Raw genomic sequence first — 10,415 nt, forward strand, 5'->3', positions numbered from 1 at the left:
GGGCCTTCCGGCTGTCTGTGCGCCGCCAGGGACTCGAACCCCGGACCCGCTGATTAAGAGTCAGCTGCTCTAACCAACTGAGCTAGCGGCGCCTGCTGACAGAGAAGACTCTAGCAGCGCCGTGCGGCCGAGCCAAAATCGAATACCGGTCGCCCCGCGTTCACCCCCCGGTCACGACGGCCGCCCCGGCGGGAAGCGGCGCGCCCGGCTCGCGCGCCGCCCGGACGCAGGCCCACAGCACCACCGCGGCGCCGGGCAGCCGGGGATCGCGCCCCTCCGGCGCGACGATCCACCGGCCGGCGCCCTGCCCGGGGGAGTCCGGGCTGTTCACCATCCGCTGCAGGGGCGGCACGGTCACCGCGTCGCCCTTGCCGTGGCACAGCAGCGGCGGCACGTCCCGGGCCCACTCCTCCCAGGCCAGCAGCCGGCGCAGCCGGGGTGCCGCGCCCGGCTGGACGAACAGCAGCAGCCGCCCCCGGTGGACGGCCACCGGCCCGCAGCCCGGCCCGGAGGCCCACAGCTCGTCCAGCACCCGGCGGCCGAACAGCGCCGGCATGCTGATCACGTCGAAGGCGCGCCCGCAGGGCAGTACCGAGGGCGCCCAGGGGCGGCTCTCCCACAGGGCGCGCATGCTGCGCGGGTACTCGCTGGCGGAGGCGAGCCAGGCCTCCCCGGCCGCGCCGACGCACTCCACCGACGGGTGCATCACCGACGGGTACGACACCGACTGCCGCGTCTCCGATTGCTGCGTCCAGATCTCCACGGAGAGCAGCCTGCGCGGCGCGCGCCCGCGGTGCGACGGAAAGCGCGGTTCGCCGGACAGCGCGGCGGGGGACGGCGTACCCTTCCCCGCCGCGCATATGCCAGGGGCCCGTGTCCGGCCGCGGGCGGTCAGTCCTCGTGCCGGCGCGGCTGGAGCAGGGTGCGGCCGTACTCGATCATCTTGGCGGCGTAGTCCGGGGTCCAGTCCGCCCGCTGGGCGACCTCGGCGTCGGACAGCGCGTCGAACCGGCGCGGGTCGGCGAGCTGTGCGGCGGCGACCGCCTGGAAGTCCGTGGCCCGCTCGGCGGCGGCCCGGAAGGCCAGGGCCAGCTCCGTGGAGCGGCGCAGCAGCTCCGCCGGGTCCTCGATCGACTCCAGGTCGAAGAATCGTTCCGGCTCGGGTTCGGCGGACTGCGGCTCGAACAGCAGCTGCACCGGACGCAGGCGCCTGGTGGGCTCGGACGACTCTGGGGAGTCGGGCATGGACGGACACCTCCGGGTCTCGGGTGGGGGTGGGGGAAATCTGCTCCGGGCTGCGCCGCCCGGTCGTGGCCGCCGTCCATTGTCTCGCGGCGGTGGCCGGTAGCGGAACGGTGCGCACGCGAGCGCTATTCCCCGGCGCACGCCGGGCGCGCGACTCGTGCGCCGCGCTTCCGGATCGCATGCGAACCGGTTGTCCCGGTGCGCCCGGTGCGCCCGGTGCACCCGGTGCGCCCGGGCTGTCCGACGAAGCCGATACAGCCGATACAGCCGACGAAGCCGACGAAGCCGATGAAACCGGAGAGAACCCCATGCGTGTGAGAAGAGGCCTCACGGCCCTCGCCCTGTCCGTCCTGTCCCTGCCGGGCGTCCTGCTCGCGGTCGCCGCCTCCGTCGCCCCGCCCGCCGCGGCCGCCGAGACGGCGCTGGTGGTCACCGGGGAGCCGAGCGCCCCCGGCGGCGTCTCGACGGCGACCTGCCCGGCCGGCACCCACCTGACCGGCGGCGGCTACCGGCTCCAGCCCGACGCGGACGGTCCGGTGCGCGCCGACGGCCCCACCGCCGACGCGCGCGGCTGGAGCGCGCAGGCGGAGCGGGGGTCGGTGGTGGCCTACGCGGTCTGCGAGACCGAGGACTGACCCCGGCGGCCGGCCGGACGGGCCTCAGCGCAGGTGGACCCGGTGGCGGCCCAGGTGCTCCAGCACCTGGTGGTTGGCCTCCCAGCCGTCCGGAAAGGCCACCGGGACGCCCAGCTGCACCGGCTCGGTCGCGGGGTGCTCGTCCAGCAGCTCGGCGATCCCGGCCCGGGCCACCACGATGCAGGCGTGCCGGTGCCGGGAGGCGAGCACGCAGAGCCGGCCGGTCTCCAGGTGGAAGGCGGTCGCGTCGGGGCGCCCGGAGAGCGGGTGCAGCACCACGGTGACGTCGTACTCGCGGCCCTGCAGGCGGTTGGCGGTGTCCACGGTGACGGCCGGACCGGCCGCGCCGTCCACCGGCACGCCCGCCTTGAGCAGCGCCGCGCGCACGGCCGCCGCCTGGTCCCGGTGGGCGGTGCCGACGGCGACCCGGTCCGCGGTGAGCGGCGCCCCGCCCTGCTCGGAGTGGGCGGTCAGCCCCCGCTCCAGCAGCCGGCGGACGGTGGCCGCGACGGCCGCCACGGCCTGCGGGTCGGTCCGTACGGTGTGCCGGGCGGGCAGTTCCAGCAGGGCCCAGCCGTGTTCGGCGGCCCGGTCGATCACCGCGTCCAGGGCCGAGCCGTCCGGGCGGACGGCGGCCGTCAGCCGGCGGTCGTCCGGGCCGGTGCCGGAGCGGAACGGCGTGTACGGGTAGAAGGCCCGCGAGATCAGCGGCGCGGCGCTGGCGGGCAGCCGCCAGGAGACCGGCAGCCGGTGCGGCTCGATCTCCGGGTTGTGCGCCAGCATGGTGACCACCGCGCTGCCGGACGGGTCGTACGACAGCCCGGCCCACTGCTCGGTGCCGACCACGGTGAACGGGTCCAGCTGGCCCGGGTCGCCGACGAACAGCGCCCGCTCGAACAGCCGGGCCACCGCGAGCAGGGCGTCCGAGCGCATCTGGTACGCCTCGTCGACGATCGCGTGCCGCCAGGGGGCCTCCGTCCGCACCCACTGCCACTTGGCCGAGGTGGAGATCACCACGTCGTGCTCGACCAGGTCGGCGACCTTGTCGGAGGGCGTGACGTTGGCGTGCTTCAGCACCTCCGGGCCGGGCCGGGAGTCCGCGGCGTGCAGCCGGCCGATCGTCAGCTCCGGCGCCTTCTCGGCCAGTCGGCCCACCAGGTCGTCCACCTGGCCGTTGGTCTGGGCGACGATCATCAGCCGCTCGCCGGCGCCGACCAGCTCGCGCGCGGCCCGCACCACGAGCGTCGACTTCCCGGCGCCGGGCGGGGAGTCCACCACCACGCCGCGCGGGGCGCCGGCCGGCGGACGGACGGTGGCCGCCAGGATCCGGGCCACCGCGGCGTCGGCGGCCGCGCCCGGGGCCTGCTCGGGGGTCATCGGACGGCTCACTCCCACTCCTCGGAGGCGGACGGGGCGGGTACGGGCGCGGCGCCGGGCGGGCCGCCGTGGGTCCAGGGGGTGTCGTCCGGCTCGGGCAGCGGCGCGGACTGGCGGACGGTCAGCTCGAACAGGGTGAAGGTGACCGGCTCGCCGGGCTCGGGCAGGCTGCCCGGCTCCGGCTCCTTCCGGCGGCCCATGCCGGAGAGCACCCGCAGCGTCAGGGTGCCCTCGGTGGTGTCCACCGCGACGATCTCGGCCTTCTGCGGGGTAGGGCCGTGCACCCGGTGCACCTCCCGGCCGAGGTCCGCGTGCGGGCGGTCGGCGGTGCGCAGGGTGACCAGCGGACGCGGCTTGGGGGAGCGGCCGGTGGTGTCCCAGTCCGGCACCACCTCCGTCACCACGCCGCTGAACGCCTCGCCGGACAGCCGGTGCTCGGCCATCGCCAGCGGGTCGTCCAGCGCCTCCTGGACGTCCAGACGGGCCTGCTCGCGTTCGCGCTGGGCGAGCTTGCGGGCGGCGGTGACGGCGTCGTCCTGCCGGGGCTGCGGCGGCTCGCCGGCCGCCAGCCGGTCCCGGTGGCCGGTGTAGGACCAGCGGTCGCCCGTCCAGCGCTCCGCCAGGTGATCGCCCGGCGGCAGGGCGCGCAGCAGGTCCAGGCCCTGCCAGACGTCCCGCCAGGTGGGCAGCAGGACCGACGTCAGCGCCTCCTCCAGTGCCGTCACCGCCGCCCGTACGGCCGCCCGGGCACGCCCGGCGGCGGCCTCGTCGCGCTGCTCGGTGCTGTGCCGCAGGGCGCCCACCGCGGAGTCGTAGCGGGCGATCGCCGGGGCCAGCACGAACTCGTCGAAGCGCGGGTCGGTGGCCGGTCCGGCCGGCGGGTGCAGCAGCTGCCCCCGGTCGTCCCGGGCGGACTCGGCCAGCTCGGCCGCCTGCGCGCCGGTCAGGCCGGGCGGCGGGCGGTGCCAGGCGAGCCGGGCCGCCAGGTGCTGGTCCTCCAGGTGGCTCTGGCCGGTCGCCCAGTGCCGTGCCAGCAGGCCGGTCATCGGCAGCAGCAGCGAGGAGCCGGGCACCTGGGCGCGGTCGGTGAGGTGGGTCAGCCAGCGGCCGAGCAGCGGCACCCGGACCGGCGCCGGGTACGGGCCCGGCTCCTCGTCCTCGGCGGTGCGGCGGAAGCGGGTCGAGCGGCCGATCAGGGCGAGGTGGTGCACGCCCGCGCCGTTCGGCACGACCAGCTGCGGGGCGTCGGCGCACAGCTCGCGGAACACCTGGGTCTTCTCGCCGGTCTCCGGGTCCTTCTCGGAGCCCTCGATCTGCTCGACGTCCTCGGCGAAGGACTCCAGGTAGGGCAGCAGGTCGGCGGCCAGCTCGGCCAGGAAGTCGAACCGCAGGGTGCGGTTGAGCGGCTGCGGCACCAGGTGCAGCCGGGGCGCGTCCCGGTCGGTGCCGAGCATCACCGCGAGGGGTGCGCCGGACTCGCCGGCGGCGGTCAGCGGGACCAGCACCATCGGGCGGTCGGACAGGTGCCGGTGCCGGACGGTGGCCAGCGGCTCGGCCCGGCCGCTGCGGACGGCCTCCAGCCGGGCGAGGGTGGTGAGCAGACTCATGCGCGAGCCCCTCGGGTTTCCGCCCCCACACCGCCGGCGCCCAGGGCTTCGGCGCCCAGGGCTTCGGCGCGCAGGGCGGCCGCGTAGGCCAGGCGCTCGGCGGCGTCGTCCGCGCCGTCCAGGTCCTCGCTCTTGGTGCCGGCGGCGGCCAGCGCCTCGGCCACCGTACGGATGCTGCCCAGCTCGCCGCGCACGCCCCGGCCGAGCTGCTCGACCCGGTCGCCGCAGCGGGCCCGGGCGCGGCAGTGGAAGCCGAGTTCGCAGGTGGAGAGGCAGTCCGGGCTGTACGCGGCGGGCACCGCCTCGACCGAGGCGGCCAGCTGTTCGGTGGTCCGGGCCGGCGCGCCGTCCTCGTCGGCGGCCAGGTCGAAGTCGGCGTCCGGCGGCAGCACCGCCAGCAGCCGGCCGATGCCGGTCATCCGGCCCAGCTGGCGGCGGGTGGTGGCCAGTTCGCGACGGACGTCCACGGCGACCGCGGTCGGCCGGTTGCCGAAGTCCTTCGGGCAGACCAGCAGCACGCTGGTGCGCGGACTGCCCGGCAGTCGCTGCTCGGTGTACGGGTCCTCGGCGAGCGGCTGCCCGGCCGCCGCGGCGGCGAGCCGCTGGAGCGCCAGCACGTACACGGCGGCCTGCCGGGCGGCGGCGCCGACCTTGGCCGGGTCCGCGCCGCCGTCCAGCACCGGGAAGGACTTGATCTCGACCACGGTGCACCGCCCGCCGTGCACCACCAGCGCGTCCGGCTCCAGGTAGGCGGTGCTGCCGGCCACCCCCAGGCGCAGCATCGGGTGGTCCAGCAGCGTCCAGGCCTCCGGGTCGGCGGCGGCCAGGGCCAGTGCCTCGGCCGTCCGGTCGGCGCGCACGGCCGGGCCCGAGCGGTGCAGCAGGTCCGGCACCAGGAGCGGGGCGTGGCCGTCCACCGGGAGGCCCAGGTGGTGGCGGAGCGGCTCCAGCAGCGGGGCGTAGCCGTCCGCCTTCAGTCGGGACTCGAAGATCACGCCGCGGGCGATGGCGAAGGGGGACTGGCCGAAGGGGGCGGGGCGCCCGAGCCGGGCCGCCAGCGCCGACTTGTCCACTCCGGCCGCGTCGAGCACGGCGCGGCGGTGGCAGCCCGGGTTGGCGGCGAGCGCGGCGAGGGAGCGGGCGTTCAGACTGCGCTGCGGGGCCGGTCCGCGCAGCTCCGCGAGCCGCCGGGCGAGCGGCTCAGCGGGCCCGCGCGGCGGGACGTTCGTCGAGACGTTCATGGTGCGGCCCAGTGTCGCATCCGGGTCCGACAACGCGGTGCGGACCGGCCGTTGGACAGGTGGTCCGCGGCCGGAACCGGACAACTGCCGCCCCCGGTCCGCGGCCGCGGGGACGGGCCCTCGATCGTGCCCGCCGCCCGGGTGGGGGATCATGGAGCCCGGTGCTCAATGGTGAGACCGACCGACCGTTGCCACCGCCCCGTCGCTAGGAGTCCCCATGCCCGCCCGCATCGTGCTGGTCCGCCACGGCGAGACCGAGTGGTCCGCCACCGGCCGCCACACCGGCCGCACCGACATCCCGCTGACCGAGGAGGGCCGGGCGATGGCCCGGGCCCTCGGCGTCCGCCTCGCCAAGGCCCCCTGGAACGGGCTGCCGGACGCGCTCGTCTACACCAGCCCGCTGGGCCGGGCCAAGGAGACCTGCGAGCTGGCCGGCTTCGGCGACCGCGCGGTGGAGCGTCCGGAGCTGATGGAGTGGGACTACGGCCGGTACGAGGGCCGTACCGGAGCGGACATCCGGTCCAGCGACCAGCCCGGCTGGCTGATCTGGCGCGACGGGGTGCCCGGCGGCGAGAAGCTCTCCGAGGTGGCCGCCCGGGTGGACGCCTTCCTGGCCGGCCTCAACGAGGAGCACGGCGTCCCCGCCCAGGACACCACCGTGATGCACTGCGCCGACCGGGACGTGATCCTGTTCGCGCACGGCCACCTGCTGCGCATCCTCACCGCCCGCTGGCTGGGCCTGCCGCCCGAGTACGCCCAGCGGTTCAAGCTCGGTACGGCCGCGCTGTGCGTGCTGTCCTGGGAGTACGGCGCCCCGGCGGTGGAGGTCTGGAACGACCTGTCCCACCTGGAGGGCCTGGCCGCCGGGCACTGAGCCCGCCGTGCACTGAGCCCGCCGGGCCGGGCGGCTCCGGGGCCCGCTTCGGGGTACGGTCCGGGGCCCGCTCCGGGCCCGTTGAGGCCGGGGCCGGGCCGGGCGGCGGGGCTCAGGCGGCCGCCGCCCGGTCGTAGTCGGTCAGGAACCGGCGCACCTCCGGCACCGCGACGTGCGGGCGCAGCCGTCCGGCGGTGTCCGCGAGCATGCTCCGGATCCGGGCCGAGCGGACGGCGCCGAACAGCGCGACGGCGGCCGAGCCGTGGTGCGCCGCCCCCGCCAGGTCCCCGCGGCCGAGCCGGTCGTGGGCCAGCTCGGCGGTGTACAGCACCCGGTTGCGGACGAAGTGCGGCTTCTGGAGCGCTATCGCCAGCCCGGCCTGCTCGCTGGCGCGGTCCCAGTCGCCGAGCGCCGACCAGCACTGCGACTGGAGGCCGGCGATCTCGGCCTCGCCGAAGAAGGACATCCACTCCGGGTCCCGCCCGCCGGGCCCCCGGTCGAACAGGGCGTACGCCCGGCCGAGCGCGCGCTCGCAGGAGACGCGGTCCTGGAGCAGCGCCCAGGCGCCGGCCTCGCGCATGGCCAGCAGGGCGAGCAGCCGCTCGGAGCCCAGGCCCCGGGCGGCGACCTGCCCGGCCTGGGCGGCGCGCAGCGCCTCGCGCGGGCGGCCGGCGTCCCGGGCCAGGAAGGCGCTGTTGCAGAAGACGTGCGCCTCCAGGGCGGAGTCCCCGGCCATCCGGGCGGTGGCGAGCGCCTCGGAGTAGAACGAGCGGGCGTCCGCGAGCCGGTTCGAGTCGTGGGCCAACCAGCCGACGGAGATGGCGAGTTCGCCCGCCCCGGTCTGGAGCCGGCGTTCCGTCTCCGGGCCGTACTCGCACTCGTTGAGCAGCACGTACGCGTCGCGCAGCGACCGCCCGGCGAGCTCGTACAGGGCGTCGGCGCCGTGCGCGTCGTCGGCCAGCCGGATCTCCCGGACGGCCTGTTCCACGCCGAGCACCTCGGCGGCGCCGACCCGGCGCAGCGGCCCCACCGGCCCGGGCCGGCCGGGCACCAGCGGTTCGCCGCCGAGCAGCGACGGCGCGGTGAACTCCGCACCGGGGAAGGCGCCTTGGCCGGCGAGCGCACCGGAGGCACCGTCGGCGCCGGCCGGCCGGCCGACCGCCGAGGCCGGTCGGTCGATGCCGATCACGGAGGCCAGCGCGGTGGTGCCGCCGGCCAGGAACGTACGGCGACGCACGTCGTCGTTCTCCTCGTCGAGGTTGGGCGATCCATCGGGCCCCCTGGGCACCGCCCCGGGGCTCGGCCACGGGGGCCCGTCCGGTGCGGCTGGATCCGCGTACGGCGAGGCAGCGTACGGGAGTTGAGTGGAGAGTGGTGAGCGCGGGGCGGGCGGGGGCGGGAACGCCGGGTGGAGCGCAGGGGGTTCGCTCCGCCCGCCGGATCCGTCCGCCGAGCGGCGGCGGACGGAGGTCCGGGGGGCGAAGCCGAGGTCGGTGAGCGCGCGGTCCGGCCACATGTGCCGGAACACCCGCTCGTAGGCGTAGTTGGGGCAGCGGATCTCACCGGACTCGACCCGCCCGACGTACCGGGCGTCGCAGGACACGTGCTCGCCGATCTCGCGGGCGGCCCTGCGGACGGCCGTGGCGAACTCGCCGGGTGAGCGGTCGCCGCGCAGTGCGCGCATCACGGCGTTGGGGGACGGACGGTTCGGCTCGGCCGGTGGGGTGGCTGCCATGGCGCCGAGAGTACTCGGAGTCACCGAGCGGACACATTCGGTTGGTGGGACATCTGCTGTCAAACCCGGGTAAAAAGGGCGATGTTGCGGGGTATCCGCCATGAAATGCCATGCCTTGCTGTAATGCGCCCCGTGGCCTGCGCCACGACCCCCGCGTTGTCCTGGTACGAGGAAGAAGCCCACGCCGTCGCCCGGCCCGTCCCAGCCAGGCGGCCCCTCCCAACGGCTGTGCTTCCGGACCCGACGAGGCACAGGAGAGCGCATGATGGCCACCGGACTGCCGCAGTACCGACTCGTCCCCGGGGGAGTGCTCGCCGGCGCGGCCCCCGCCCTGCTCCCCGAACCCGCCGACGACCGGCTCTCCGGCCGGGGACCGGCCGAAGGCGGCCGCCTCCCCCGCGGCGGCCACCGGCGCGAGCGCACCGCCCCCGAGGAGGGCACCGTCGTCAGCGCCTGCGACACCGTGACCGTCGCCCTGCGGCACGGCCTGGAGGCCGTCGACATCCTGAGACTGCGCCGCGCCTGCGGAGTCGTCCTGCAGAGCCGCAACGGCAGCACCGTCTCCTTCCTCGTCCCGGCCGGCACCTGGGAGACCTGGCACCTGCCCGGCAGCTCCTGTACCGCGGGCGCCCTGGTGCCTCCCGCCACCGACCCGCGCTGGGTGATCCCGCCCTCCGGCGCCGGCCGCACCGCCCGCCCCACCGACGCCTGGGTCCTCCGATCCGCCCTCTGCGAGGCCGCCTGCACACTCACCGCGGGCGGCCTCGGCCCGTTCTAGCGGGCGTGCCGCGCGGACCCCGCCGGGCCGGTCGCCCTCCGGCCGGGCCCCCGGGGCACGCCCCTGACCAGCGGACGTCCCCCGGCGGCGGCGATAATGGCCGCCATGGGACGAAGCAGCAGAGCCGCACGCGGCCCGGAACCCGCGGCCACCACCGGACCGGGCGGACGCACCCACGCCCAGGGCCCGCTCAGCCGCCCCGTCGGCTCCGGCCTCGCCGAGCTGCGCCCCGACCGCGACCGCCCCGCCGCCTGGTCGCTGCTGATCGACGGCGCCCCGCAGTCCCTCGTCGACCTCGCCGACCCCACCCGCCTCGGCTTCGAGTACCAGCGCCGGCTCGGCCACCTGATCGACCTGGTCGCCCCGCCCGGCCGCCCGCTCACCGTCCTGCACCTCGGCGGCGGCGCCCTCACCCTCGCCCGCTACACCGCCGCGACCCGGCCGCGCTCCCGTCAGCAGGTCGCCGAGATCGACACCGAGCTCACCGAACTCGTCCGCGCCGAACTCCCCCTGGAACGCGGCTGGCAGATCAAGGTGCGCGGCGCGGACGCCCGCAGCGTGCTGGAACGCACCCCCGAGGACAGCGTCGACCTGGTGATCACCGACGTCTTCTCCGGGGCCCGCACCCCGGCCCACTGCACCACCGTCGAGTTCACCACCCTCGCCGCCCGCGCCCTCGCCCCCGGCGGCTGGTACGCCGCCAACATCGCCGACGGCGGCGCCCTGCCCTTCGCCCGCTCCCAGGTCGCCACCCTCGCCGCGGTCTTCCCCGAGCTCTGCCTGATCGCCGACCCCGCCGTGCTGCGCGGCAAGCGCTTCGGCAACCTCGTCCTCGCCGCCGCCCACACCCCGCTGCCGATCGCCGAACTCACCCGCCGCGCCGCCTCCGACTCCGCCCACGCCCGGGTCGAACACGGCCGCGC

The 10,415-nt window shown here is 76.7% G+C and carries 10 protein-coding genes and 1 tRNA gene; 4 read left to right on the forward strand and 7 right to left on the reverse strand.

The genetic code is table 11. The annotated features are described in order from the left end of the window. Positions 1–18: 18 nt before the first annotated feature. The 3 genes from ACFU6K_RS18470 to ACFU6K_RS18480 all read right to left on the reverse strand — a co-directional run bounded on the left by ACFU6K_RS18470 (position 19) and on the right by ACFU6K_RS18480 (position 1,245). Positions 19–92 (reverse strand) — tRNA-Lys (locus ACFU6K_RS18470). Between the two features lie 68 nt (positions 93–160). Then, positions 161–706 (reverse strand): bifunctional DNA primase/polymerase, encoded by a 546-nt coding sequence (locus tag ACFU6K_RS18475; protein ID WP_380664269.1) that lies wholly within the window; start codon positions 704–706, stop codon positions 161–163. 185 nt (positions 707–891) lie between these two features. After that, positions 892–1,245 (reverse strand): hypothetical protein, encoded by a 354-nt coding sequence (locus ACFU6K_RS18480; RefSeq protein WP_380664254.1) that lies wholly within the window; start codon positions 1,243–1,245, stop codon positions 892–894. Positions 1,246–1,553: 308 nt separating this feature from the next. Between ACFU6K_RS18480 and ACFU6K_RS18485 the strand changes: the two genes are divergently transcribed. Next, positions 1,554–1,880 (forward strand): hypothetical protein, encoded by a 327-nt coding sequence (locus ACFU6K_RS18485; protein WP_380664256.1) that lies wholly within the window; start codon positions 1,554–1,556, stop codon positions 1,878–1,880. 24 nt (positions 1,881–1,904) lie between these two features. Here the strand turns inward: ACFU6K_RS18485 and ACFU6K_RS18490 are convergent, their stop codons facing one another. The 3 genes from ACFU6K_RS18490 to ACFU6K_RS18500 are packed head-to-tail and all read right to left on the reverse strand — an operon-like array spanning position 1,905 to position 6,105. Further along, positions 1,905–3,257 (reverse strand): AAA family ATPase, encoded by a 1,353-nt coding sequence (locus ACFU6K_RS18490; protein ID WP_380664271.1) that lies wholly within the window; start codon positions 3,255–3,257, stop codon positions 1,905–1,907. An 8-nt stretch (positions 3,258–3,265) separates the two neighbouring features. Beyond that, positions 3,266–4,864 (reverse strand): hypothetical protein, encoded by a 1,599-nt coding sequence (locus ACFU6K_RS18495; RefSeq protein WP_380664258.1) that lies wholly within the window; start codon positions 4,862–4,864, stop codon positions 3,266–3,268. After that, positions 4,861–6,105 (reverse strand): hypothetical protein, encoded by a 1,245-nt coding sequence (locus tag ACFU6K_RS18500; protein WP_380664259.1) that lies wholly within the window; start codon positions 6,103–6,105, stop codon positions 4,861–4,863. Before ACFU6K_RS18500 ends, ACFU6K_RS18495 begins: the two co-directional genes overlap by 4 nt. 217 nt (positions 6,106–6,322) lie before the next feature. On the opposite strand from ACFU6K_RS18500, the gene ACFU6K_RS18505 reads away from it, so the two are divergent. Further along, positions 6,323–6,979, forward strand: coding sequence for a histidine phosphatase family protein (locus tag ACFU6K_RS18505; RefSeq protein WP_380664261.1), 657 nt, complete (start codon positions 6,323–6,325; stop codon positions 6,977–6,979). A 112-nt stretch (positions 6,980–7,091) separates the two neighbouring features. Here ACFU6K_RS18505 and ACFU6K_RS18510 read toward each other — a convergent pair whose 3' ends face one another. Continuing rightward, a complete protein-coding gene (locus tag ACFU6K_RS18510) occupies positions 7,092–8,714 on the reverse strand; it encodes a tetratricopeptide repeat protein (RefSeq protein ID WP_380664263.1) in 1,623 nt (540 codons plus the stop codon). 262 nt (positions 8,715–8,976) lie between these two features. Here ACFU6K_RS18510 and ACFU6K_RS18515 point away from each other — a divergent pair, with 262 nt between their 5' ends. Beyond that, positions 8,977–9,492: a hypothetical protein gene (locus ACFU6K_RS18515; RefSeq protein WP_380664265.1), complete on the forward strand. Its 516-nt coding sequence runs from the start codon at positions 8,977–8,979 to the stop codon at positions 9,490–9,492. 105 nt (positions 9,493–9,597) lie between these two features. Beyond that, positions 9,598–10,415: spermidine synthase (locus tag ACFU6K_RS18520; RefSeq protein WP_380664267.1), on the forward strand; the 818-nt coding region annotated here is incomplete at its 3' end.

Source organism: Kitasatospora sp. NPDC057512 (assembly GCF_042802135.1).
Classification (GTDB): Bacteria; Actinomycetota; Actinomycetes; order Streptomycetales; family Streptomycetaceae; genus Kitasatospora.

Bases quoted from the DNA above. Each gene is read 5' to 3' on its own strand.
- ACFU6K_RS18475 (WP_380664269.1), bottom strand. From the start codon at position 706: ATGCACCCGTCGGTGGAGTGCGTCGGCGCGGCCGGGGAGGCCTGGCTC.
- ACFU6K_RS18480 (WP_380664254.1), bottom strand. From the start codon at position 1,245: ATGCCCGACTCCCCAGAGTCGTCCGAGCCCACCAGGCGCCTGCGTCCG.
- ACFU6K_RS18485 (WP_380664256.1), top strand. From the start codon at position 1,554: ATGCGTGTGAGAAGAGGCCTCACGGCCCTCGCCCTGTCCGTCCTGTCC.
- ACFU6K_RS18490 (WP_380664271.1), bottom strand. From the start codon at position 3,257: ATGACCCCCGAGCAGGCCCCGGGCGCGGCCGCCGACGCCGCGGTGGCC.
- ACFU6K_RS18495 (WP_380664258.1), bottom strand. From the start codon at position 4,864: ATGAGTCTGCTCACCACCCTCGCCCGGCTGGAGGCCGTCCGCAGCGGC.
- ACFU6K_RS18500 (WP_380664259.1), bottom strand. From the start codon at position 6,105: ATGAACGTCTCGACGAACGTCCCGCCGCGCGGGCCCGCTGAGCCGCTC.
- ACFU6K_RS18505 (WP_380664261.1), top strand. From the start codon at position 6,323: ATGCCCGCCCGCATCGTGCTGGTCCGCCACGGCGAGACCGAGTGGTCC.
- ACFU6K_RS18510 (WP_380664263.1), bottom strand. From the start codon at position 8,714: ATGGCAGCCACCCCACCGGCCGAGCCGAACCGTCCGTCCCCCAACGCC.
- ACFU6K_RS18515 (WP_380664265.1), top strand. From the start codon at position 8,977: ATGATGGCCACCGGACTGCCGCAGTACCGACTCGTCCCCGGGGGAGTG.